Source organism: Chitinophaga pollutisoli (assembly GCF_038396755.1).
In the GTDB taxonomy this organism is placed as follows: domain Bacteria; phylum Bacteroidota; class Bacteroidia; order Chitinophagales; family Chitinophagaceae; genus Chitinophaga; species Chitinophaga pollutisoli.
On sequence record NZ_CP149822.1, the window covers coordinates 2,714,009 to 2,739,542 of the forward strand.

A 25,534-nucleotide genomic window follows, 5' to 3' on the forward strand; every position below is an offset into this window, starting at 1 on the left:
GGTCAGGACGGATTTTTCCTGAACACGGCGGTATCCGTGGCCAGTACCGGCATGCGGTAGCCACCTGTATCTATGTTCGCGTCCGGCAGGGCTTTGCGGAGTTGCTCCACGCCCGCGGCGGTAACGCCCGTGCCGTACAGGAAAACTTCCTGCAAGGCCGCTTGATTGCGGAGATAACCCAGCCCTTTATCGGTGATTTTGGTGCCGGTGAGGTTGAGGTATTTTAGTTGTTTGGCGTTGGAAAGATATTGCAGGCCCTGGTCGGTAACGCCCGTGTATTCGAGCTGGAGTCTTGTGAGGGCGGGAAGTGTCGCGACAACCTGTAATCCGCTGTCGCTCATGGCGGAGCCGGCGAGGTTGAGCCAGACGATATGTTTGCCCAGCGGCTGCAGCAGTGGCGCATCCGCGTTGCCGAAGCCGGAAGCATTTACGGCGCTGACCATCACAAATCCGCTGTTGGCGGCCACGGGCATCACTTTCATGCCTGTTCTCACGAGTGCGTTGACGGCTTCGGTGGAAGGATCGGCGGTTTCCGTAAGCGGCATGTATGGATGGGTACCGTCGCCGGAGGGTTTCATGCCTTCGAAAGCCAGCTGTATGCGCGGGGATTTCGTCAATTCGCGGACGGTCGCGGAATCCGGGGCGCCCTGCTGGATCCACCAATAGAGGATTTCCAGGTCGAGCGGGGTGAGTTGCGGTTTGCCTTTGGGCGGCATGCGGTGATCGTCGGATTCAGGAAGGATAAGGCGTTTGTAAAGTTCGCTCATTTCGGGGATGCTGTCTTTCAGCACTGGCCCGTTTTCTCCCCCTTCGCGGATATGCGCCATGCCGTCGAGGCGGAGGCCGCCTTTCAGTTTTTGCTCGTTATGGCAGGAATAACATTTTTGCTCGAGGATGGGCTGAACGAGGTGTTCATATACTTTGGCGTCGTCGATGTTTTTGTAGGCCGCGGCGGCGGGGGCCTGATTCTTCCCAAATGGCCAGGCTGCCGTCAGGTAATCTTCGCCGTGGGTGAGGTTGCCGCCGTAATGTCCCGCTACCGAAAGCGCCAGGATCATGAGGGCGGACACCGGCAACCAGGATTTGCGGAACAGGTTGTATTTACGGAAAACACACAACAGGATGGAAAGCACCGCCACGGCAATGCCCATCCACATATGCAGGTTCAAAGCGGCTTCGTCGTAACCGCCCGACAGCGACAGCAGGTATCCCGCCACGCAAGCCGCCACGGCGGAGATCGCGCCGAATAGCAAGGTAGGTAATACCGCCGCGCCCAGTACGGCGAGCTGCCGGAAGCGGCTCAGCCATTCGAGGACGAATGCGATGATCAGAATACCGATCGGCAGGTGAACGAGTAAGGGATGGAACCGGCCGATAAACAGTCCCCATCCGCCTTGCAACAAAATCATCATGCGCCGTAACGTGCTTTTAAAAGATCTTTCATATGTACATTGATGGCCCATTGGTCGGCCAGGGGTTGCCGGGTATAAGGTAATGTTGGCATGTAATCCGCCGGCCCGAATTCGGTGAGCACGGTCATCACTTCACCTTTGGCGCGTTTCATTTTCGCCACTTCATCCCACCAGGCGAAGTGCGCTTTCACGGCGTGGTCCCATTCCGGCGCGCGGGGATCGTTGACCTGCGGTCCTTCGGGGTGGCCGATCCTGGCATGGATGTGGCCGGTGCGCTGGAGCGCGAGGGTAACGGTTTCCTTTTGGTCTGCCAGGAAGGATTCATGCACGTTGCACCAGTGCGAGATGTCCAGCGTTAGCCGCAAATCCGGTTTGGCTTCGATGAATTTCCGGGTGATATGCGCGGCGAACATCATGCGCGCGCGGTGGGTTTCGTGGTATACTGGTACGCCCGACGACCTCGCGATGCGCGTGGTGATATCGATCAGCAGGTTATTCTGCAATTCGGTATAATAATCCCTGCCGGAATGGCAATTCACATACAGGGGCTTCTTCCGCCGGTTGCCTGTGGCGGCCAGCAGCGTGGCTTCGAATGATTTTGCATGTTCGGAGAACTCGTTGCTGCCCCCGGATGCCAGGAACCCTACTTCCAGCCCGTACTTTTCCACCGCGTCGAAGATTTCCTTTTGCGCTTCGGGTGATCCGGGCCACCACACTTCAATACCGTCGTAGCCTGCTTCTTTGGCTTCTTTGCAGAGAGCGTCGCGGTTGCCGGGGAAGCCCCAGTCGGTAGCCAGCACTACCAGTTTAAAACCTGCCTGCGCGGCCGGCATATTCGCCACCGCCGGGAGTTGCGACAATAAAGTACCCGCGCCCAGGGCGGCGGTGCGCTGGAGAAAATTCCTCCGGTTGATCGTTTGTTGCATGAACTATCCTAAAATTTCCTGAATAACATGACCATGTACATCGGTCAGCCGGAACGGCCGCCCCTGGAACTGGTAGGTCATTTTTTCGTGATCGAATCCCAATTGTTGCAAAATGGTGGCGTGCACATCGTGTACGGCAACCTGTCCTTTTACGGCGCTGAACCCGATTTCGTCGGTTTCGCCCCAGCTGCCGCCGCGCTTTACGCCAGCGCCGGCCATCCACATGGTAAACGCGTCCACGTGGTGGTCGCGGCCCATGTAAGGCATGTCTTTGCCGTCGCGGTTTTCCTGCATGGGCGTACGGCCGAATTCGCCGCCCCACACCACGAGCGTTTCATCGAGCAGCCCGCGTTGCTTCAGATCGAGCAACAGCGCGCTGATCGGCTTGTCGATCTCGCGGCATTTATTGCGCATGCCGTAGTTTACCGCCGTGGCTTCGTCGGTACCGTGCGCATCCCATCCCCAGTCGAACAGCTGCACAAAACGGACGCCTTTTTCCACGAGCTTCCGGGCCAGCAGGCAATTGTTAGCGAATGATTCCTTGCCCGGCTCGGTGCCGTATAATTCGTGGATGTATTGCGGTTCATTATTAATATCCATCACGCCCGGCACGGATATCTGCATCTTGTACGCCAGTTCGTATTGCGATATGCGCGACAGGATCTCAGGGTCTTGGAAAGCTTCATATTCCAGCCGGTTCACTTCGTTGATCGCCTGGATGCCCTGGTACCGCAGGTCACGGTTCAAGCCTTCGGGATCGCTGAGATAGAGGACAGGCTCGCCTTTCGACCGGCATTGCACGCCCTGGTATACAGAAGGCAGAAACCCGCTCCCCCAGACGCTCTTGCCCGCATCCGGCGTTTTCCCGCCAGACGTCAGCACTACGAAGCCGGGCAGGTTGCTGTTCTCGGATCCCAGCCCCCACGTTACCCACGATCCGATGCTCGGCCGCCCGAGACGCGCGCTGCCGGTGTGCATGAATAATTGTGCGGGACCGTGGTTGAACTGATCGGTTTGCACCGCTTTCAGGAAGCTTACATCATCGACCCGCTCGGCGAAGTGCGGCATATAATCCGACACCCAGGCGCGGCTTTCGCCGTGTTGCTTGAACACCGCCTGCGGACCCAGCATGCGCGGCACGCCGCGGATGAAGGCGAACTTCTTGCCTTCGAGGATGGATTGCGGGCAGAGCTGGTTATGCAGTTTCTCCAGTTCCGGTTTATAGTCGAACATTTCCAGTTGCGAGGGCGCGCCGGCCATATGCAGGTAAATCACGCTCTTAGCCCTGGCGGGGAAGTGCGGCGCTCGGGGCTCCAGCGGGTTGAGGCTTTGCACCGGCGCGGTGGACGACCCGGAAAACAGGTTGCAACCGCCGAGTAGGGAACCCAGCGCCGTGGCGCCGAGGCCCGTCACGCAGTCGTTGAGAAAGTGGCGGCGGGAGAAAAACCGGGCGGCCCGGTCGTTGGCTTCTTGAATTATTTTTTCTGCCATGATCATCAGGATTTGGTCAGGAACTCGTCCAGGTTCATTAATGCATTGGCGACTACGGTGAGTGCGGCCAGGTGTGCTTTTTCGGCGTCCGGTACCGCGCGCATATTGAAAGCGTCGGCGGCGGCGGGGTCTTTTTTGTATTGTTGCAGGGCCTGATTGTAGAGCTTTTCAAGCACCGCGGTTTTAGCGTCGGTGATATCCTTGCTCATGGCTAGTTTGTAACCCCGTTTGATGCAGGCTTTCGCATCCTTGCCCCCGTCTTTCTGCATCTGCTGCGCCAGCGTGCGCGCCGCTTCGAGGTACACGGGGTCGTTGAGCGTTACCAGCGCCTGCAATGGCGTATTGGTACGGATGCGGCGCTGGAGGCACACCTCCCGGCTGCTGCCGTCGAAAGTAATGGATGAAGGATAAGGGCTCGTCCGTTTCAGGAACGTATAAACACCGCGACGGTGCTGGTCGCCATTCTCAGACGTTTTCCATACGTCGCCGGAATACACGGTCATCCACACGCCATCCGGCTGCAAGGGCATCACTGCCGCGCCGCCCATATTCAGGTTGAGCAGCCCGCTGACAGCGAGCGCCTGGTCGCGCACCTGTTCCGCCGACAGCCGGAAACGGGGCCCGTGCGCCAGCAGGCGGTTGGCCGGATCTTTTTCCTGTAACTCCGGCGTGCTCTTCGAATCGCGGCGGTACGCGGCCGACAGTACGATTTCGCGCAGCATCGCCTTCACACTCCATTTATGTTTATGTACGAACTGATAAGCAAGGTAATCCAGCAGCTCAGGATGTGATGGGGCAAAACCCTGCGTCCCGAAATCCTCCAGCGTTTCCACGAGCCCTATACCAAAGAGCTGCTCCCATAACCGGTTGACCATCACACGGCCGGTGAGCGGGTTCTCCGGCGCCATGAGCCATTGCGCGAGACCCAGCCTGTTGGCTGGCGCGCCTTTCGGGAAAGCGTTCAGGGAAGCGGGTGTGCCCGGCTGCACCCGGTCGCCATGCACCAGCCAGTTGCCCCGCTCGAAAATCCAGGTCGGGCGGTGCAGGTCGGGATGGTTTTCCACCATCACCGGCATATCCGGCGGGTAAGCGGCCACCAGGTCATGGAATCGCTGCTGCATCTCCCGGTAACCGGCCTGTCCTTTACCCGGCAGGCTATGCCGGAACGCCATCCATTCCACGTTGGCGACGGATTGCGTCGGCTTCAGCGAAGGGTTGCGGAAGATGAAGTACAGGTCGTGCCGGCCTTCGAGCGGGCGTAACGTGACGGGCAAAACGATATTCCCCTCTTTGAGCGCAACGTTGGCGATAGCAGGGCCTTTCAGGCTGTCGGCCCGGATTTCCAGGCTGCCGCCCGGCCCGCCCCAGTAGCGGAGGAACAGGTAGTCGGCGCCATTGAGCGGAACATTTTTCATGCGGGCACTGCCGCCGTGGCGGATGCTCATCCACTTGGTATCAGCGAGTTCCCCGTTGATGTATTGATCGGCGTCGTGGGCATGGACTTTCGGCTCGAGGTAGCGGAGGAAATCCTTCGTGCCCTGCAGTTCGGCGTCGTTGCCGAATTGTTTCACCCAATGGGCAACAGCGTCTATTTCCTTGCGCTGCAGGGAGTCGTAGAACCGCAGTTTGGGATGTTCGCCCTGGGTGTCTTCGTCCCGGGTATTGTTGAGGAAGGCCATGAATTTATAGTAGTCCTCGAAGCGGAAGGGGTCGTATGGGTGGCTGTGGCATTGCACGCAGGCGATGGTAGTGCCCTGCCAAACTTCCATGGTGGTGTTAACACGGTCGATGACGGCGGCGGTGCGGAATTCCTCGTCTTGCGTGCCGCCTTCGTCGTTGCTCATGGTGTTGCGGTGGAAGGCGGTGGCGATGAGTTGATCGTCGGTGGGTGAAGGGAGGAGGTCTCCGGCGAGCTGTTCGATGGTGAAAGTATCGAAGGGCATGTCGGCGTTAAAGGCTTTGATGACCCAGTCGCGGTACCGCCAGAAATCGCGGCGGGTATCCTTCTCATAGCCTTTGCTGTCTGCGTAGCGGGCGAGGTCGAGCCACATGGAGGCCCATTTTTCGCCGAATTGCGGGGAAGCGAGGAGGGAATCCACCATCCGGGCGTAGGTGGCTTCGCTGAAGTTGGCGGAGAAGGCGGCGGCGCGGGCTTCTGAGGGCGGGATGCCGGTGATATCGAGGGAGAGCCTGCGCAGGAGGGTTTGGGGATCTGCCTGCGGGGCGGGCGTAAGATTTTCGGCTTCGAGTTTTTCGTTGATGAACTGGTCAACGGAGGCATTGGCGGCGGGGGCTTTGGGGGCAACGTAGGCCCAGTGTTCGCCCCATTCGGCACCTTGTTCGACCCAGCGGGTGAGGATATCGATTTCTTCACCGGAGAGCTTGTTGGCCTTGAGGGGCATGCGCTCCTTGGGATCGTTGGTGTGGAGGCGGCGGATGAATTCGGAAGCACTGGCGTCGCCGGGGATGATGGCGGGTTTGCCGCTTTTGGTGATGCCGAGGGCTTCTTCGCGGAATAGCACGCTGAAACCTCCGCTTTGCTTCACACCGCCGTGGCAGCTGATGCAATGCTTGTTAAGAATAGGCTTTACTTCGGTACTGAAATCCACCTTTTTACCGGAGCCGCACCCTCCGAGCCAGGCGGCGACGAAGGGGATAAGGGCCAGGCCGGCGGGAATCCAGCGTCTGGAGCGAATGGTCATTGTCATGATGAATGGCCGTGGAAACATTTTTTTGATGAACGAATGTGACGTGTAGACGCAAATTTATAACGCGGGAACCCTGGTTTTACCTGGGCTTCTGCTAATATCATACAAATCCTTGCTAAAATCCTTTATATTAAGTGTACTTCGTACCCAATCTACAAAAACGCGCTACAATCTGCAAGTTGAGTTTACAAACGGCAAAAAAAGAAGGGTGAAAGAATTCACCCTCCGGTATATGCATACATTAGACATGAGACTTATTTGAGGCCGATACGGACAACGGGACCGTTATTTTTGTCTGTCCGCGGCCGGGAGGTTTCATTTTCCTGTAACCCGCAGCCGGGGCGCGCGGAGGCGCAGCTTTGGCACTTGGGGACATGGACGTTGAAAGGCCGGCGAATCGGCTTGCCGTGAATCAGGCCGGAAATCCGGCTATTGGGTTACCGGCGATTGACCACAGCAGTTATAAATTAATAGAGTGAATTCTGGGGGGCGAGGGGTGAAGCGTCGAAAAAAAATATTTCGTTTTGAATTTTCACCCTTTAGATAAAAATACATGTCTAAACCTCGTAACTCATTTATCTTATGGAAGCAATCGCAAGCAGACTGAAAAAATTCCTGCAGTATAAAAAGCTGGGCACTTCTGATTTTACCAGGTTACTGGAATACAAAAGCTGCGAAAAGATCGCGCGGCTGTTCCGCTCGGACAGTGCTAAGCCCAGCGTGGATATCATAGCCGACATCGCCGCCCGGTTCCCGGACCTGAGCATCCGCTGGCTGCTCACCGGCGAGGGCGTGATGCTCCGTCATACCACAGCTACCCATTGCACTACCCAAACAAGTAATATCCTTCGTACAGAAGCCCTCGAGTCCCTCCTCCTCCAAAGCAGGATGGAAGAACCCGATGTCACCCACCGTATTTCAATCGCAGAAAATATATAACCAACCATTGTCCACCCTGTGACACCCCTATTTTTAAAGGGCTGCCTTCAGAAGCAGCCCTTTCGATATGGACGCCGCCATCTTCCCCCTATCCTTTTCCTTTTACCCGGATACCGCCACACATCCAAAAACTCAATACTTTTGGAAGGAACACCTATACTTATGACAATCCTTCACCAGATACCCTGCTCCCATCCATGGTCATCTACATCTGCATCACCCTTATTTTCCGGCTACATCATCTACGGCACCTGGAACAACCATAAACGCCCACCCGGCGGCGACCATCATTCCCCGCTCCAACCCCTATGAATACACCGGTATACCGGGAACGACGGCCTTTTCTACAGCGGCGGGGGAGACAGTGGCGGCGGTGACGGGGCGGCGAGGGACAGCGGCGGGGGAGACAGTGGCGGCGGTGACGGGGCGGCGAGGGAGCCATAAAAAAAAGGCACAAGCAGAAGCTCGCGCCCGTTATATTAGCAGCATATTCCTATAAGGCGTTGTTGTAAAATCGACGGTTTGCATAACAGCCCACCATGCGGCCAAATGGCAGCCGGGGGCATCCGCGATGTACCTGAAGAATCACAGGTTTGGAGTCAGTACATTGGGGTTATGCTTTGCATCGTTTCTCGTGGAAGTAAAGGTAAACCGCTTAACATTAAACTCCACCACATAAACATGTGAAATGGCGGTTTCGGCGGACAGAACGTTATATTGATGGTGTAAACCGGTTATTTTTGTCCCGTTCAGCCGTTTTCCCCCATGCCCCAGCTCCACCAACTCCTGCTGGCCATCCTGATGCCAGCATTCATCTGCCTCTCCGCGCCGGAATTTCACCGGCCGCACGACGAGCCAACGCCGCCAACCGACGTTCCCCCCCAAACCCATCCGCACCGGATCCACAAGATTTCCGATACCAACGCTCCCTTTTTCTCCCAACTCACGCAATCCGGCCCCCGGCCGGCCGTGCAGATTAAAAGGCTGTTCCAGCAACCGGCCTGGCAGAAAGGATGGTTTTACGCTGCGGCGGTGCTGTTGCTGGCGGCCATCGTCTATACCATCCACCGCCTTCGGATCAACCACATCCTCGCCACCGAGAAAGTCAGGAGCCGCATCGCCCGCGACCTGCACGACGATATGGGCAGCACCCTCACCTCCATCAACATCATGAGCACCATGGCGCAGAAAAGCGCCGCCCGCGGCGATCATGACAAAACCCGGGAATTCCTCGGAAAAATCGGCGAAAGCACTACCCGCATGATGGAAAGCATGGACGACATCGTATGGAGCATCAACCCCCTGAACGACAGCACACCGCGCGTCATCGCCCGCATGCGCGAGTTCACCACCGGCATGCTGGAGGCCAGGGGCATAGGGTTCGCGTTCAATATCGACGAGAAAATTTACCATCGTAAACTGCAGCTCGACAACCGCCACGATTTCTTCATGATCTACAAGGAATCCATCACCAACATCGCCAAATACGCGCAATGCACCTTCGCCGATATCCGGATCCAGCTGCGCAAAGGCCAGCTGGTGCTGCGCGTGCAGGACAATGGCGCGGGATTCGATGTGAAGTGTGCCGGCGACGGCGACGGGCTCATGAACATGCAGCGGCGGGCGTACCGCATGAACGGGCAGTTCAGCATTCAGAGCCAGATAGGAAAAGGAACGGTGGTCACCCTCATGTTCCCAACCACATAAGCATGTGATTGGTGTGCATCGCGGCGTTCGTTACCTTTACATCAGTTATCAACTACCAAACCCAGGATATGATCCGTATCGTGTTATACGAGGATAACACCAAACTGCGAGAGAACCTTACTTTACTGATCGACGGAGCACAAAATTTTGTAGTATGCGGCGCATTCCGGAATTGTGACAACATCCTCCGGCAAACGGACGAACTGCTTCCCGATGTATTGTTAATGGATATCGACATGCCAGGCACCAACGGCATTGATGGCCTGCGCATCGTACGTTCCCGTTACCCCCAGCTCCCCATCCTCATGCTCACCGTTTTCGACGACAACCAGCATGTTTTCGAAGCCATCAGGGCAGGCGCCGACGGCTACCTGCTGAAGAAAACCCCGCCCGACAAGCTCCTGGAATACATCCAGGACGTGTATGAAGGCGGCGCCCCCATGACTTCGGGCATCGCGCGGCAGGTGCTGCACTTATTTGCCCGCCAGCCATCCGACCGTAACGAGATGTACAATCTTTCCGAGCGCGAGAAGGAAGTGCTGCAGCTCCTCGTGAACGGATACAGTTACAAAATGATCGCATCAGAGATTTTCATTTCCATCGATACGGTGCGGTCGCACATCAAGAAAATCTACGAAAAACTGCACGTCAATTCCAAGTCCGAAGCCGTGGCAAAAGCTTTCCGGGACAAACTCGTGTAAAAAACTTTCAGAAGCTTCCATTCGCCGGGGTAAACCAACCGGCCGTCATTCCCTTGCCCGCAAGGAATCACATCGATATGTGGTTGTGGGTCGGGGGAATGTTTTCCATTTTTACGCCGTTGGAGATGACGGCGCGGAACACCGGCGGGCATATAATATCCAGATCGACAGTTACATACGCTTATAACCGGTAGCACCGGAAGATTTTCCCCCTCAACATCCCATTGTTCCCCAAGGAGCGCACCACCGGTGTGCTCCTTCTTTTCAACACTTTTGGCCGGAAATTTGTTAGCATAGCAACAAAAACATCCGAACAATGACAAAGCAATTGACCCGCCTTTTTACGGTATTGGGAGCAGCCTCCCTGCTGATGAGCGCCTGTGCTTCGCAGAAAGGCAGTACCGCGGTAACCGCCGGCGGCATGCGCAAGGCCGCTACCGGCAAATGGACGCTCAACAGCGTCAATTACGAAGGCTTGCCTTCCACCGCTAAGATTTCCACCGTATTTTCCAATATTCCTCCTGATTGCCTGCAGGGCAGCAGCTGGGTGTTACCGTCCAACAGCAACGGATCTTTCACCATCAACAGTTCCGCCGCCGGTTGTACGACGGGTACGCAGGATATCGTTTGGAGCACTATTAACCAGAACGGCGTAATCATGCTGCAGTTCAAGGAAATGATGAGCGGGGTGAAAGCGAAAAACATCCTGGACGGCTATCGCGTGGAGTTGGCACAGGCCGACCAGGCGAGCATGGTCTGGAGGGCGCCGGTAACATATGAAGGTAAAACTGCTTACGTAGTATATTCATTCAGCAGGCAATAATCTATTGACTGTTCGAGAAGCGACGGGAAAAAGCGGGGCAAAATTTGCTCCGCTTTTTCCTTTTTAGTTATTGTATCTTTGCCCTTCGTTTCTAGAAAATATGAAAGCATTTAACTTATTTATCAAATACCGCCTGCCGCTTGGACTGGTACTTCTGATTGGCGGTATCGCCCTGGGCGTTTCCGTGGGCTGGTGGGAATCCTCGATCGTGCTGGTACTGGCCCTGATTTGCATTGTGACCCATTTTCTTTTCGGCCCTATGCGCCTGGTGCAGGAAGCGGTGGAAAATGGTGATGTGGATGGCGCCATGCGGTACATGAACATGGTTAAGTTCCCGAAACTGCTCATCAAACCGATTCGTTCTGTTTATTACTTCATGCAGTCCAACCTGGCAATGCAAAACCAGGATCTCGACAAAGCCGAAGCCGCGGTGAAAGCCAGTATCAAATCCGGCAGCCCGATGAAGGAATACGAAGGGATGCAGTTCTTCCAGCTGGGTACCATCGCTTACCAGAAAAACGATATCAAATCGGCCGACGCCAACCTGAAAAAAGCGGTTCGCCTGGGCCTTCCCGATAAAGAAAACACCGCCGGCGCCCTGCTGATGCTCTGCTCCATCGCCATGAGCCGCCGCGACTTCAAAACCGCGAAAGATTACTTCCGCCGCGCCAAAGCGCAGAAGCCAACGACCGATCAGATCGTTAGCCAGATCAAAGAAATGGACAAATATATCAGCCGCATGCCCGGTTGATCCCGAACATATTTTATGCAGAAAAAGCCGGACGATTTACCCGTCCGGCTTTTTTTATAATTTCGATCATTCCTTGCAAAATCGATATAGTAAAGGGTTACAAAATCAGGCGATGGATTTGAGCGACTGAGAAAGGTCTTCGATGAGCATTTCGGGATCCTCCAGGCCAATGTACAGCCTTACCATCCGGTGCTTCTCCACCGCAGGATCGAAGTCGCTTTCGTGCATCGACGCACAAGCCGGAAAAGCCAGCGACTCATGCCCGCCCCAGGAAACCGCCATCAGGAATCGTTGCAACCCGTTGCAGAATGCTTCCACCTGTGCGCGGCCAGTAGCCCTTAGCTGGATCGTCAGCAAGCCGGCCGCGCCGGTCATTTGCTTTCTGGCCAATTCGTATTGCGGAAAATCAGGATCCATCGGAAAAATAACCTTCTCCACCCCCGGCTGTTCCTTCAACCACCGGCAGATTTTCTCCGTGCTCCGCGCGCTCCGCTCCAGCCGGATCTCCAGCGTCCGCAGCCCGCGCAGCAATAACCACGCATTGAACGGCGCAATGCCGCTGCCGATGTTCAGCAACTCCGACGTGAATATCCGCCGGATCATTTCCTGCCGACCCGTCAACACCCCGGCCATGGTATCGCTATGCCCGCTGATGAACTTGGTGGCGGATTGCAGGCAGAGATCAATCCCCAGGTCGTGCGGGCGCTGGTAAATCGGCGTGCAGTAACTATTGTCGATAATCGTTACAATCCCCTGCTTCTTGGCCAGCGCCGCCACCGCAGCGATATCCTGCAATTCAAATGTGAAGGAATTGGGCGATTCGAGGTAGATGAGGCGGGTATTGGGCCGGATGGCGTTCCGGAAATGCGCGATGTCTGTCCCGTCCACAAACGTTGTTTCCACTCCAAACCGCGGGAGGATGTTCATGAACAGCTGGCGCGCCCAGTTGTAGGGGTCGCGGACCGATACGATATGATCACCCTGCTGCACCTGCGACAGCACCGACGCAAAGATCGCTGCCGCGCCGCTGCCGAAGATCAGGGCATCCTCGGCCCCGTCGAGCGCGGCCAGCTTCTTCCGCAGGATCTCGATAGTGGGGTTGTTGCCCCGCGTGTAGAGGAAACCCTTGTATTCGTCCTGCAACAATTCCCGCATCTCGCCGACCGTTTTGAACGCAAAATTGCTGCTTTGCATGATGGGCGGGGCAATGGCGTTGAAATACTGCTCCCTGTCTTCTCCTAGCTGGTTGATTATAAATGAAAGGTCCATAATTACTGATTGCTCCCGGTACGCCTGTTCACGACGTAACGCATAATGAAATAAATGGGTAGTCCGGCTACAAACCAAAACATACCGCCCAGTGCCTGGTTCAGATCTTTGATAAAAATATTGACAGTTACAAATAAATACACGGTGATGAAAAACGCCGGCACCAGGGGATAAAACCGAACTTTATAGATCTGCCCGTCGAGGTGCGCCGTTTTCTTCCGCAGCACAAATATCGTTGCTGCAGCCGAAGCAAGGCCAATTGAGTCAAAAAGCATGACATATTGGATAATATTGTCGAAGTTGCTGAGGAAATACAGCATACCGATGATGAGCGCGGTGAATACGGAAAGCGCCACTTCCTGCACCTGCGTGCGCGCGTTGATGCGTCTGAACACGGACGGCAGCACACCGTCTTCCGCCATGGCGTAATACATCCGGGGATTCGACATGAGATTGACGTTCGCGTATCCCAGCACCGACAAAAACAGCAATACCGAGGTTATCTTGAAGCCATATTCCCCGAAAAACACTTCCGCCATGCGCGCCGCGAGGGCGTCAGTATTTTTTAGCTGTTCGAAACCGATCACTTTCACGTAGGCGTAGTTGACAGTCAGATAGAGGGCGAGGATGATGAGGATGCCCATGACGATGGCGCGGGGCATGTTTTTGACGGGATCGCGCACGTCGGACCCGAAATTGATCGTTTGCTGGTAGCCGCCATAGGTGAAGAAAACCGGGACGAGGGCGGCGCCGAAGATATATGCCCAGCTATGGCTCGTGGCGGATGCCGCTACCTCAGCGGCGGGCGCTACATGGCTGCTGAAGGCGGCCAGGCAGAGGAGGAGCACCAGGGTGATTTTGAATACGGTGAGCACGTTTTGCCAGCTGGCGCTCATCCGGATGCCGAGCATATTTACGATATAGAGCACAAGCACCGCCGAAATGGCGATCGCCTTTCGCCCGCCCTCGTGCTGCATGGAGCCTGGGAGGATCACCGGGCCGATGTACTCCGCTCCCACAATGCAAACCGCCGCTATGGAAGCGGCGTTGGAGATGACGAGGGTCCAGTTGATCATGAAGGAATAAGCGGGGTGGAAGCCGTGCGACAGCACTTTGTAAAACCCGCCCGCGACGGGAAAGCGCGAGCCGATCTCGGCGTAGGTCAGCGCCCCACACAAGGTGACGAGCCCTCCCAGCACCCATACCATATAGAACAGCGCCGGCGTACCGGTTTCCCGGGCTACGCTCACCGGCGTCCGGAAGATTCCCATCCCGATCACCAGCCCCACCACGATCATGGTGAGGTCGAAAGGCCCGAGTTTCGGTTTGATGCTCATGTTGTACAAGATAACCGATTAACGCCTTATTTACCAAAATATCCGTAGGTTTGCGGCCGGTAAACGGTTGCCTTGCCCCTACCCGGGGCTGGCATTAATAGGGAATCCGGTGCAAATCCGGAGCTATCCCCGTAGCTGTAAGCCCGCATACAAGATTTTCAGGATCCCCAGCCACTATTCCGGTACAACGGAACGGGAAGGCCTCCTGGAAAGCGGACGAAGCCAGAAGACCTGCCGCATACCTTTTTGATTTATCCGCGCTTTCGGGTGAAAAGCGGAGGACATATGCGGCATAGCCAACATACGTACTTTTCAATTTCCCCAGGCGCCACTGATTATTTACAATCTATGGCCTACATGAAAAAAACACACCTGATCCTGACCGCCGGCTTCCTCGCCGCCAGCCAGATCGCATCGGCGCAGGATTCCACCCGCGTCTCCGAGCTCAGCACTTACACCGTTACCGCCACCAAATTCGCCAAGAAACTCAGCGAAACCGGGAAAGTCCTTACCATCATCGGCAACCGCCAGATCGAGCAGAACCTCGGCCGCTCCGTGGCCGACGTGCTCAACGAATCCACCGGCATCGTGATCGGCGGCGTCTATTCCAATCCCGGCAAAAACCGCGAAGTCTACTTCCGCGGCGCCACCTCCCAGTACACCACCATCCTCATGGATGGCATCCCCGTTGCCGACGCCACCGGCCTCACCGGAAACGCCATCGACCTCCGCTTCCTGCCCATCGACCAGGTGGAAAGGATCGAGATCCTACGCGGCACCCAAACCACGCTCTACGGCGCGGACGCCATCGCCGGCGTGATCAACATCATCATGAAGAAAGGCGGCAACAAACCCGTCAACGTTTTCGGCGACCTCATGTTCGGCTCCAACCGCACCATGAAAGGCTCCCTGGGCCTCCGCGGCAAACAGGACAATATCGATTACAATATCGCCTTCACCCATTTCACCACCGACGGTATCTCCGAAGCCGCGCGGCCCGATACGGTGAAAGACGTTTTCGACCGCGACGGCTACCGCCAGAATGGCCTCAACGCCACCGTGGGCATCCAGGCCACGGAAAATTTCCGTATCCAGCCGTTCCTATTCTACAGCGACTATAAAAGCCGCTTCGATGCAGGATCCTTCGCCGATTCCCGCATCAACAAAAACGAATCCGACTTCCTGCATTCCGGCGTGCGCACTCAATACGCACTCGGCAACAAAGGTAATATCCACGGTAACTTCGCCTATCAGCGCGTGAACCGCTTCGACGAAACCGGCTGGGACACCACCCACCTCGACGGCCGCTCCTATTTCGGAGAAGTGTACAGCCACTACGACATCACCAACTGGCTCCAGGCGCTCGCCGGCGTGGAATACCGCCAGGCGGAAATGATCAACGCCGAACCCGACGAAGACAATTCCTGGGACAAACACAGCCAGAACACCGTGAGCCCTTACGTTTCGCTGTTCCTGAAGAACTTCCACGGCTTCAACCTGGAGCTGGGCGGGCGTTACACCATCCATAACAAGTACGGCAACAAGTTCACCTACACCATCAACCCTTCCTATGTTTTTTCCGATAAGCTGAAGGTTTTTGCCACGGTGGCTTCCGGCTTCAAGGCGCCGACGCTGACTTCGCTGTACAGCCAGTACGGCAACCCCGACCTGAAGGCCGAACATGCCGACAGCTACGAGGCCGGTATCCAGACGTACCTGTTGCAGAACAAGCTGGACCTGCGCGTGGTGGGCTTTAAACGTAATATCAAGGATCAGATTTCCTACATCAACTATAAATACATCAACTTCAACCAGCAGCGCGACAAGGGCGTGGAAGTGGAAGTGAGCGCGCGACCCATTGAAAAGCTGAGCGTGAAGGCGTCTTATGCGTATGTAGACGGGCAGGTGACGACGCAGGCGCCCTCCGGCAAAGACACCACCTATTCCAACCTGGTGCGCCGCCCCAATCACACCGGCCAGATCGACATCAGTTTCCAGGCTACGAAAGGGTTATTTGTAGGCACCAGCGTGCGCCACACGGGCACCCGTGGCGATTTGTACTACGCGCCCAACGCCTGGTCGGCGGAAAACATCCAGCTGGAGGCCTATACTATCTGGAACGCCTACGCGGAATACAACTTCGGGAAAGCTAAAATTTTCCTGCATGCAAATAATATCACCAATAACAAAAAATATTGGGAAATTTACGGCTACTCCGTGCTTGGGTTCAACATGCAGAGCGGGGTATCTTTTTCATTCTGATTTAAAAACTGACGCATGTCCATCAAACAAATCCAGCCGCGTTTCATCGTATTGCTGCTGTTTATCGTAGCCGGGGGCATCCTGCGCGTAACTGCCGCGGGCAACCTCACGCCGTTCTCCAACTTCTCCCCGCTCGGAGCCATGGCCCTCTTCGGCGGCGCCATGTTCGCCGACAAATGGAAAAGCTATCTGTTTCCGTTGCTGGCGCTTTTCCTCAGTGATGTGATCATGATGAAAACGGTGTACGCTGCATATGCGGACGGCTTCCTGTTCGAAGGCTGGTACTGGAATTATATCGGCTTCGCCGCGATGGTGCTCATCGGGCAACTGGTCATCCGCGACGTGAAAGTGATCCCCGTACTGGGCGGTGCCGTACTGTCTGCCGTGTTATACTGGCTGATCGTGGATTTCGGCACCTGGATGCGCCCGACCAGCATCGACATCACTACCGGCCTGCCGTTTTCCCGCGACTTCTCCGGACTGGTGAAATGCTACGCACTGGGCCTTCCCTTTATCAAAAACACCCTGATTTCCAATGTCGTGTATTGCGGCATCTTCTTTGGCCTGTTCAGCTGGCTGGAAAACAGGATCCCGGCGCTTTCCGCCCGATAAATCTTCGAAAAGGCCGGCTGCAAACCGGCCTTTTTTCTTCCACCCGTAACCGTATTTACCATGACCGCTTCCTCCTTCCTCCCCGCCGCCACGCAAATGATTTACGACATGGGCCTCCAGCATCTGCTTGACGGCATCACGTTCGAATGCCCGCCGCAAGCGCTGGATGAAAAACGGAAAGTTGTGCGCTGCGTCCTTGAAGGCAAGCAATACAGCAGCGAGGAAATCGACCGCATATTTTCCGCATCCAAAGCCCAGGGCAAAAGCCTGTATTATGTAGACGAACCGATCCTGGCCGACATCGCGCCCGACGTTATCTTCACACAGGACGTATGCGAAGTTTGCCAGATTGACACGCACTGTACCCAACAAGCTGTGCACAAACTGGAGAAGCAACCTGAACTGGTGAGCCTCAGTCCCAATAACCTCGACGACGTATTCCAGTGCGCCATCACCATCGGCCGCGCCCTGGGCGAAGAAGCCGCCGCGTTCCGCTACGTAACCGCCCTCCAGCAAAGGCTCGACGCCGTGGTGGACCGCCTCCGCCAACACCGCTCCCCCTGCGCCGCGTGATGATCATGGAATGGATGTCGCCGGTATACAACTGCGGCCACTGGATCCCTTACCAGGTGGCATACGCCGGGGGCGTAGATATGCTGTCGAACCCCGCGGGCGACTCCATCGTTACCACCTGGGAAAAAATCCTCCGCTACGACCCGGAAGTGCTCGTGATTGCGCCCTGCGGGTTCCTCACCAGCCGCTCGCTCGACGAGCTGGACCTCGTGACCAAAGTTCCCGGCTGGAACAACCTGCAGGCCGTCCGCAATAACGAGGTACACCTGGCGGATTACGATCTCTTCACGCAGCCCAGCGCCAGCACGCTGACCGACGGCGTGGAGGTGCTCGCCCATCTTTTCCACCCCCAGATTTTCTCTCCGCCGCAACACCTGAAACATAAATTCCGTTCCATCGATACCGGGGTGGTAACCGCATAAAAAAAGGGCCTTCCATTCTGTACTGCTCCCAAAAAGTTGGACACTTTTGGGAGCACTTCAGCGCGGGAGGCCCTTTTTAAAACCGGGACTACCCTTTCGGCGATCCCGCATATTACAATCCAAAATCACTGCTTATTTAATCAGCCACATATCGCCGTTGATATCGTCCGTTCCGCCAAACTGGCGTTGCAGCGCGGCTTTCACCTGGTCGTTATTGGTCTGGTATTCGCGTTGGGGGTAGAGCCAGCGCTTCGGGATTTTGCCGTCATTGGCATTGGCCGGCCCGATATCGAATTGAGGAATGCCCGTGCGGCGGTATTGGTAATACGCCTGGCGGCCGGAGTTCATGAAAAAGGCAAGGTATTTTTGCAGGAGGATTTGTTTTAAACCTTCCGCATTATTGCCCTTGTACTGCGCCTTCGGCGTGGCGGCGTACCATGTATTGAACACATCTTCGCCTAACCCGTAAAACGCGAACGACGCGATGATCCCCTTCTTGTACCAATCCTCCGCGCTACCCGGCGCCCAGCCCCGCTGGATCGCCTCGGCAATAGTAAAACAGGTTTCAGGATAGCCCAGCTGGATGCAAGGCTCGCCGCTGCCCGTTTGCCAGTAACGGCGCTCGTTGCCGTAAGACAAATACCCGTTCGCATTTTGCGACGACAAGTCACTTAATACATCGCCCGTGCGGCCGCCTTTGTAGGAAGAAAAGCGCGCGGCATAACCGGGGACGTTGCTGGATTTGGCCGTATCCACCGGTTCTGCGATTTCAAAAGTGCGCGGATCTTTATACGCTACGAGCGAGTCGAGGTAAGTGGCGCCCATGTTGTTCCGGCCACGGTCGAAGCCGCGGTTGTAAGGCCCCAGCGGGTAGCGGTTATCCTGGATGTTGCCGTTGAACACCACCTGGTAATTATCCCCGTTGCCGGCCATGACAGGAAAGTTGGCAGGAGATGCGAGGATCGCGGCGAACTGGGTTTTGACCTTCAGATCAGCATCGTCAGCATGCTTGCTTAGGTTAATGAGCACACGAAGGCGGGTGCTATTGATCAGCTTGTGCCATTTATCCAGATCACCGTCGAACATGAAGTCACCGTTGATCTTGTTGCGCTTGGCCGCATTGAGGAAGGCTTTCATTTCTGAGGCCGACGATTCCAGCAAAGCGAGCACCTGGCGGAATACTTCTTTCTGCGGATCATATTTCGGCGTGAAGTTTTCGGACGCGGATTGCATGGCTTCACTCATGGGCACATCACCGAACTTCATCGTCATATCCAGGTAGCACCAGGCTTTGAGGAATTGCGCGATGATGAGATACGGCTTGTTTTCGTCGCCCCCGAGGCGGGAGGCTTCTTCTTCCATCTTCTGGATATTCCGCAGCACATTGTAGCGCATGCTCGTGGAACTCCAGTTGTAGCCCTGGCTGGCGTAATAGTCGAAATTCGAGACCCAGAACTGGTTTTCGCGTTGCGCCTGATCCCAGGGGTTTTCTTTCAGATCGATGAGCACGCCCGTGAGCAAAAGCGCCGGAGGCGATACGGTGGGCTTGTTCGGATTGTCTTGCAGGCCATCGAACTTCTTGCAGGATGTCGCGCCAAGCGCTAGTCCCGCACATATAAGGAGGTGAGTGATGTGTTTCATATTCGTTGATTTTAACGGGATCAGAAGGAGAAATTCAGGTTAATGCCATAGCTTTTTACAGACGGTGATTGCAGCCCGTAGTTGCCTTCGATGAACTGGTCGAGATCAATGCTCTTGTGTTTCGTGAGATAAAGCAGGTTACGCGCCACCAACGACACGTTCGCGGATTTGAACGGTGTGCGCGAGAGTTTGCTTGCGGGCAGGGTGTACGTCAGCGATACATCACGGAGTTTCACGAAAGTTTGATCGATGATGTTGGAGATATCCGCTCCCATGAGATTGTAAGCCCAGTCCTGGAAAGTGGTTTTATTGGTATTGGGCGCAAATTCGCGGGTATCGGAGATCACATTGCCGTCGCCGTCGCGCTTTAGCTCCCCTTTCGTTACCACCACGCCCTGGCCCGTCCAGTGCGGGATGGGCTTTCCGGTATTGGGATCGCGGAGCGCGTCCTTCTCCCGCTCGGCAGGCCCTGCATCCGGATGGCGTCCGCCTTCCCAGAGCTTCTTGTTCACATAGTTCAACGTCTTTCCACCCACACGGCCATCAAGCAGGAAAGTGAAACGCCAGTCGCCATAGGTGAATGTATTGGTAAGACCGCCAAACCAATCCGGCGTGAAATACCCCACTTTCTTCGGCAGCGGGTCGCGCACAGGCAGACCGTTGGTGCCATATACCACCTGCCCGTCCGGCGACCTGTAGAAATCGGTCGTATAATATGCATCGGATCGCTCGCCGACTTTAATGTTCCCCAGCTTCTGCTGACTGCCGTAAATCTCCTTCAGGATAGGTTTGTATGTCGACCAGTTAGCCATCACATCCCACTTGAAGTTCCCGGAAGCAACGGGCGTTCCGCTCACCGATACTTCCACGCCACGGCGCTCGTATTGCAGGCCGTTCAATTTCTTGGCCGTATAACCGGATGCTTCCGACACCGGGTTATCGAACACCTGCGGACCGTCTATGCTGCGGTAGAAACTCACGTCAAACCCAACGCGATTTTTCAGGAAACGCATATCCATACCCACTTCCACCGACGAGCTGAAAGCCGGCTCGATCTGCTGGTTGAAGATTTTGTCGGCGTAATACGCGGAAGGCATATTGCTCCAGCGCGTTCCGAGGGTGTAGTTGGCGATGTTGGAATAGATATCGAGATCGCCGCCCACGCGCGCCCAGGATCCGCGGACTTTCCAGAAGCTGATGGCTTTCGGCAGCTTCACCATGTCGGACACCACGCCGCTCAGCGAAACTGATGGATAGAAATAGGTGTTGTTACTGATAGGCAGCGTGGAAGAACGGTCCATGCGCCCGGTGAGGCCGAGGAACAAGTAATTCCTGTAAGCCAGGTCCACCGCGGCATAGGCGCTCCCCACCTGCTTGGTGGCGGTGTAATTGGTGGGCTTGCGCTGCTCGCTCGTATTCTCGAAGTTATACCACATCGGGATGAGCAAATCCGCTGTTTCGCCGTAGATATTTCGGTTATTGAGGGTACGGAGGTTGGCGCCGGCGTGGGCCGACAGCTCGAAATGCTGCCCGAAATCTTTATCCCAGGTCAGCAGGAAGTCTGTATTGTTCTCGAAGTTATACGTCCACCATTCGCGGTATTTTCCTTTGAGGTTGGCCTCGTAGGCGCCGGCGGAATAGGGCAGTTTATTGTTTTCGTAAAGATTGGTGGCGTTGATGTGCGTGCGCAACATGGCATTGAAGTTCCTGGCGATTTTGTAATTCGCCGAAACGTAGCCATACACGTCGTCTTTGTAATATCCGCGCAGCCACTCGTTGGCGATGAACCAGGGGTTATTGTACCGGAAATATTCAAAATTGTACTGCTGGCTGCCTTCCTTGCCCGGCTGCCAGTAATTGCGGAGGTCACGCACATCAAAGTCGGCACCGCCCCAGATCGTGAGGTAGTAAATGAAACTGTTGGGACCGTAGGCCAGGTTGGGAAAGTTGGGCGTGTATTGTTTGTTGTAATTGACGGAAACGTCTACACGAAGTCTGTCGGTTAAATTGACGCCGCCGGCTACGTTTACGTTCGTGATATTCACCTGCGTATTGGGTACCATGCCGCGTTGGTAAGTGTGCGAAGCGGAAAGGCGGATATCCGTTTTTTCATTGCGCGACGACAATGCGACGTTGGCGGTAGACAGGAAACCGTTGCGCAGGAAGTTTTTCAGGTTGTTGGGCCCGCGGCGGAGCCAGGGCGTGGGGATGGGTTCGCCGGTAGTGGGATCGATGGGACTGTCGAACTGGGGAAGCTCTTTCCAGCCGCTGGCCGTGGAAGGGTCTTTGACATTGAATTTTGGGCCCCATTGGTTGTAATCCACGTCATTGATGCCACCGCCCTTGCCGTCGCCGAACGCGTATTCGCCGTAGTCGCCGGGGCCATAATCGTTCTGGGTTTCGGGGATGGCGTTGTAACCAGCCTGGAGCTGGTGACTGGTATTGAATTCCACGCGCGTACCCACAGTGCCGCGCTTCGTCGTGATCTGGATCGCGCCGTTCACACCGCGGGAGCCGTACAGCGCCGATGCGGTGGGGCCTTTGAGCACGGAATACGATTCGATGTCGTCCGGACTGAGGTTCCAGGAATCGGAGCTGATGGGAACACCATCCACTACAATAAGTGGTTTTACGCCACGGAGGCGGATTTCGGGGTTGCCGAACAGGTTGGAACTGGACGCGATGAGGAGGCCCGACACTTTTCCTGACAGAGAATTGATGGCATTGGGCTCACGGGCTTTCACCAGGTCGGAGCCTTTCACTTCCTGGACGGAAAAACCGACGGCTTTCTTTTCTTTCTTGATACCGAGGGCGGTTACCACGACCTCCTCAAGCGATTTTTTGTCGGTAAGAAGGGTTACATTGATGGATGATTGTCCATTTACGGGGACTTCCTGCGTTACGAACCCCAGGGATGTGAACTGGAGCACGGCGTCTGGGGCGCAGCGGATGGAGAATTTTCCTTCGCCGTTGGTGACGGTACCGGTGTTGGCGCCTTTGACTTTAACGGTGACGCCTGGTACGGGTTGCTGGTCTTCGGCGGAAACGAGCCCGGAGACTTGTTGTTGCGCCCATGCGCGGGAGCATGGCAGCGCGAGGGCAAGCGCCAGTAGCGCCACCCGGAGGAGAGTTTGTAAAACGTGTTGCATAAGGAAAGGATTAAGCGGTTTTCAAGACAAAAATGAGATGAGCTTATAAACGAAATGTTAAGTATTACTAAATTTAATAGTATAGTTATATTAAAATAATAATTCCTTAACATCTTACACTCCGGGGTAAATTCCAAAGGAGCGACCTTTGTTGAATAGCAATACAATAGCCTATCATACTTGATTTTGGTAGAATTATAAAAAACTTTGGCAGAAACTTTACCGAATTTAAAGAATTTTTATAATTTACAAATATTAAACACAAAGAAGATGACAGGTTGGCTATACTAAACATTCGTTTATGATCACCAAAAGACTGCAACAGCCCTCGGGACTTCTCTTCATTGCCTGGTGCCTGCTGGCCTCCTTCGGCACTTATTTTTGCATGTACGCTTTCCGCAAGCCCTTCAACACCGGGCTTTACGAGGGTCTGAGCCTTTTTGGCCTGGGATACAAAACCGTGCTCATCATCGCACAGGTGCTGGGGTACATGGTTTCCAAATTCGCGGGCATCAAGATTATTTCGGAACTGCGGCCCGGCCAGCGCATCCGGCTGGTGGCGGGGCTCATCCTGTTTGCGCTAGCTTCATTGCTAGGGTTCGCGCTGGTTCCCTATCCATACAATTTCATTTTTCTATTCCTGAACGGCCTGCCGCTGGGAATGGTTTGGGGCGTGATATTCAGTTTTCTGGAAGGGCGGCGCTTTACGGAAATCCTGGCGATGGGGCTCAGCATTTCCATCATAGCGGCATCCGGTATTCTTAAAACCATTTACCTGGAGATCCACACCCTTTTCCCGGCAATCTCTGAATTCTGGATGCCCTTCGTCATAGGGGTCCTCTTCCTGCCGCTGACCTGCCTTTTTATCTGGATGCTGTCCGTCATACCCGCGCCCGGCGAAACCGACAAGCTCCTCCGGGCGGAACGCGCGCCCATGACGCCGGCGGACAAAAACGCCATCATACGGAACTTCTGGCCGGGGCTGCTTTGCATCCTGCTGATATACTGCCTGCTCACAACGCTTCGCGATTTCCGCGACAATTTCAGCGTGGAAATCTGGAACGAGATCGGCGGCAATCACTGGAACAGCGGCATCCTCGCGCAAACGGAGCTTATCAGCACAGTGATCGTGGTGGCATGCGTTTCGTCGCTGTCGCTCATCCGCAACAATATCCGCGGGCTTTGGGCTACGAAGGGGCTGATCGCGGTCGGCATCGTTATGACAGGTGCCAGCACGGTGCTTTTCCACCGCCACGCCATCAGTTCTTACAGCTGGATGCTGAGCCTGGGCACAGGGCTTTTCCTCGCCTATATTCCTATCCAGGTGGCGCTGTTCGAAAGGCTGATCGCTTTGTTTAAAATGAAAGCCAATGCGGGGTTTTTCGTGTACGGCTGCGATGCCATCGGATACCTGGGGAGCGTGGGGCTTTTATTATACCGCGAATTTTTCATGAAAGATCTCCGCTGGAGCCGCGTGCTGATGCAATTCAGTTACCTGCTCTGCTTCGCCTGTCTTGCCTTGCTCATTACTGCTTTCGTATACTTCAACCGCAAACATGGCATCCGCAAGCTGTGGGAAAAACCTGAGCCTTCGGCGCCCAAACTGCACAACTTTACAATACATTTATGAAGAAACTGTTATTCACGCCCGGACCGCTCTCTACTTCGCAAACCGTAAAAGCCGCCGCCATGGAAGATATAGGCTCGCGAGACGCGCTTTTCGTTGATGCGGTGAAACAGATCCGCGAAGAACTGCTCACGTTGGGGCAAGTGTCAAAAGAAGAAGGATATGAAACCGTGCTGATGCAGGGTTCCGGCACATTCGGCGTAGAAAGCGTGATCAGCAGTGTTATTGGCGAAAATGACCATCTTTTGGTATTAAGCAACGGAGCGTATGGCGAGCGCATCGTCAAAATGTGTTCCATCCACAAGCTCCCTCACACCATATTACGTTTCGAGGAAGATGAAATAACAGACCCCGCGGCCGTGCGCCATTTACTGGAGCAACAGCCCCACATCACGCATGTAGCCTGCATCCACAGCGAAACTACCACTGGACTTTTCAATCCTATCGAAGCCATCGGCGCGATCTGCGCGGAGCTTGGCAAAACATTCATCGTGGATGCCATGAGCAGCTTCGGCGGCGTTGCGCTCGACATCCGCAAGGCGCATATCCAATATCTCGTTTCTTCTTCCAACAAGTGCATTGAAGGCATTCCCGGATTCGCGTTCATTATCGCGGAGAAGCAGGCGTTGCTGACAACAAAAGGTCAGGCGCGCAGCCTCAGCCTCGATTTGTACGAGCAATGGCAGGGCCTCGAAGCCAACGGGCAATTTCGTTTCACACCGCCCACGCTCAGCATCATGGCGTTTCGCCAGGCGCTGCAGGAGCTCCGGGAAGAAGGTGGCATCCCCGCCCGCGAGGCTCGCTACCGCAAAAACAAAGCAACGCTGGACAAGGGCATGGAAGCCCTCGGATTCAAACAATACCTGCGGCCAGAGATACAGGGGCACATCATTACGTCGTTCCTCTACCCCAACGATCCCTCCTTCCATTTCGAACAATTCTACCAGCAACTCAGCGACCGCAACTTCGTGATCTATCCCGGCAAACTGAGCAAAACCAACGCTTTCCGTATCGGCAACATCGGTCAGATCTTCCCCGCCGACGTGGCGGCGCTCGTGCAAGCGATCAGCGAGATCATGCAAAAGCAAACTGCTCACGCCTGATGCCTTTCCAATAACACAACTACACCGGCGCACCCGTAAAACGGTGCGCTTTCTTTGCGCCGTTTCCTTTAAAAAAAGCGG

The 25,534-nt window shown here is 55.3% G+C and carries 19 protein-coding genes and 1 riboswitch; of the genes, 11 read left to right on the top strand and 8 right to left on the bottom strand.

The window, feature by feature from the left end; all coding sequences use genetic code 11:
- Positions 1 to 2: 2 nt before the first annotated feature.
- The 4 genes from WJU16_RS11085 to WJU16_RS11100 are packed head-to-tail and all read right to left on the bottom strand — an operon-like array spanning position 3 to position 6,537.
- Positions 3 to 1,412: a c-type cytochrome domain-containing protein gene (locus tag WJU16_RS11085; RefSeq protein WP_341838376.1), complete on the bottom strand. Its 1,410-nt coding sequence runs from the start codon at positions 1,410 to 1,412 to the stop codon at positions 3 to 5.
- Positions 1,409 to 2,338, bottom strand: a complete 930-nt coding sequence (locus WJU16_RS11090; protein ID WP_341838377.1) for a TIM barrel protein — start codon at positions 2,336 to 2,338, stop codon at positions 1,409 to 1,411. The genes WJU16_RS11085 and WJU16_RS11090 overlap by 4 nt, the downstream gene beginning before the upstream one ends.
- Before the next feature lie 3 nt (positions 2,339 to 2,341).
- A complete protein-coding gene (locus WJU16_RS11095) occupies positions 2,342 to 3,829 on the bottom strand; it encodes a DUF1501 domain-containing protein (protein ID WP_341838378.1) in 1,488 nt (495 codons plus the stop codon).
- A 5-nt stretch (positions 3,830 to 3,834) separates the two neighbouring features.
- Complete coding sequence (locus WJU16_RS11100) at positions 3,835 to 6,537, bottom strand: DUF1553 domain-containing protein (protein WP_341838379.1); 2,703 nt, start codon at positions 6,535 to 6,537, stop codon at positions 3,835 to 3,837.
- Between the two features lie 582 nt (positions 6,538 to 7,119).
- Between WJU16_RS11100 and WJU16_RS11105 the strand changes: the two genes are divergently transcribed.
- From WJU16_RS11105 to WJU16_RS11125, 5 genes are all read left to right on the top strand, one after another.
- Positions 7,120 to 7,476 (top strand): hypothetical protein, encoded by a 357-nt coding sequence (locus WJU16_RS11105; protein WP_341838380.1) that lies wholly within the window; start codon positions 7,120 to 7,122, stop codon positions 7,474 to 7,476.
- Positions 7,477 to 8,241: 765 nt separating this feature from the next.
- On the top strand, positions 8,242 to 9,183 hold the full coding sequence (locus tag WJU16_RS11110; RefSeq protein ID WP_341838381.1) for a histidine kinase: 942 nt from the start codon (positions 8,242 to 8,244) through the stop codon (positions 9,181 to 9,183).
- Positions 9,184 to 9,251: 68 nt separating this feature from the next.
- The gene (locus WJU16_RS11115; protein ID WP_341838382.1) at positions 9,252 to 9,884 is read left to right on the top strand and encodes a response regulator transcription factor; all 633 of its coding nucleotides are present in this window, start codon (positions 9,252 to 9,254) and stop codon (positions 9,882 to 9,884) included.
- A 316-nt stretch (positions 9,885 to 10,200) separates the two neighbouring features.
- Positions 10,201 to 10,707, top strand: a complete 507-nt coding sequence (locus tag WJU16_RS11120; protein WP_341838383.1) for a hypothetical protein — start codon at positions 10,201 to 10,203, stop codon at positions 10,705 to 10,707.
- A 100-nt stretch (positions 10,708 to 10,807) separates the two neighbouring features.
- Positions 10,808 to 11,458 (top strand): hypothetical protein, encoded by a 651-nt coding sequence (locus WJU16_RS11125; protein WP_341838384.1) that lies wholly within the window; start codon positions 10,808 to 10,810, stop codon positions 11,456 to 11,458.
- Between the two features lie 105 nt (positions 11,459 to 11,563).
- Here WJU16_RS11125 and WJU16_RS11130 read toward each other — a convergent pair whose 3' ends face one another.
- Positions 11,564 to 12,727 (bottom strand): aminotransferase class I/II-fold pyridoxal phosphate-dependent enzyme, encoded by a 1,164-nt coding sequence (locus WJU16_RS11130; protein WP_341838385.1) that lies wholly within the window; start codon positions 12,725 to 12,727, stop codon positions 11,564 to 11,566.
- Positions 12,728 to 12,729: 2 nt separating this feature from the next.
- The gene (locus WJU16_RS11135; RefSeq protein ID WP_341838386.1) at positions 12,730 to 14,064 is read right to left on the bottom strand and encodes an amino acid permease; all 1,335 of its coding nucleotides are present in this window, start codon (positions 14,062 to 14,064) and stop codon (positions 12,730 to 12,732) included.
- A 47-nt stretch (positions 14,065 to 14,111) separates the two neighbouring features.
- Positions 14,112 to 14,318: riboswitch (cobalamin riboswitch) on the top strand.
- 103 nt (positions 14,319 to 14,421) lie between these two features.
- Here WJU16_RS11135 and WJU16_RS11140 point away from each other — a divergent pair.
- The 4 genes from WJU16_RS11140 to WJU16_RS11155 are packed head-to-tail and all read left to right on the top strand — an operon-like array spanning position 14,422 to position 17,933.
- A complete protein-coding gene (locus WJU16_RS11140) occupies positions 14,422 to 16,326 on the top strand; it encodes a TonB-dependent receptor domain-containing protein (protein WP_341838387.1) in 1,905 nt (634 codons plus the stop codon).
- 15 nt (positions 16,327 to 16,341) lie between these two features.
- Positions 16,342 to 16,938 (top strand): DUF6580 family putative transport protein, encoded by a 597-nt coding sequence (locus WJU16_RS11145; RefSeq protein ID WP_341838388.1) that lies wholly within the window; start codon positions 16,342 to 16,344, stop codon positions 16,936 to 16,938.
- Between the two features lie 60 nt (positions 16,939 to 16,998).
- Positions 16,999 to 17,511, top strand: coding sequence for a hypothetical protein (locus WJU16_RS11150; RefSeq protein WP_341838389.1), 513 nt, complete (start codon positions 16,999 to 17,001; stop codon positions 17,509 to 17,511).
- Positions 17,511 to 17,933: an ABC transporter substrate-binding protein gene (locus WJU16_RS11155; protein WP_404980342.1), complete on the top strand. Its 423-nt coding sequence runs from the start codon at positions 17,511 to 17,513 to the stop codon at positions 17,931 to 17,933. Before WJU16_RS11150 ends, WJU16_RS11155 begins: the two co-directional genes overlap by 1 nt.
- Before the next feature lie 132 nt (positions 17,934 to 18,065).
- On the opposite strand, the gene WJU16_RS11160 is transcribed toward WJU16_RS11155, so the two are convergent.
- Both WJU16_RS11160 and WJU16_RS11165 read right to left on the bottom strand, forming a co-directional pair.
- A complete protein-coding gene (locus WJU16_RS11160) occupies positions 18,066 to 19,574 on the bottom strand; it encodes a SusD/RagB family nutrient-binding outer membrane lipoprotein (protein ID WP_341838391.1) in 1,509 nt (502 codons plus the stop codon).
- A gap of 20 nt (positions 19,575 to 19,594) precedes the next feature.
- A complete protein-coding gene (locus WJU16_RS11165) occupies positions 19,595 to 22,723 on the bottom strand; it encodes a SusC/RagA family TonB-linked outer membrane protein (RefSeq protein ID WP_341838392.1) in 3,129 nt (1,042 codons plus the stop codon).
- Positions 22,724 to 23,024: 301 nt separating this feature from the next.
- Between WJU16_RS11165 and WJU16_RS11170 the strand changes: the two genes are divergently transcribed.
- Together WJU16_RS11170 and WJU16_RS11175 are read left to right on the top strand one after the other, a co-directional pair.
- On the top strand, positions 23,025 to 24,353 hold the full coding sequence (locus WJU16_RS11170) for a DUF5690 family protein (protein WP_341838393.1): 1,329 nt from the start codon (positions 23,025 to 23,027) through the stop codon (positions 24,351 to 24,353).
- Positions 24,350 to 25,453 carry a 2-aminoethylphosphonate--pyruvate transaminase gene (locus tag WJU16_RS11175; protein WP_341838394.1) on the top strand — a complete coding sequence of 368 codons (1,104 nt, stop codon included), beginning with the start codon at positions 24,350 to 24,352 and terminating at the stop codon, positions 25,451 to 25,453. Before WJU16_RS11170 ends, WJU16_RS11175 begins: the two co-directional genes overlap by 4 nt.
- Positions 25,454 to 25,534 lie beyond the last annotated feature (81 nt).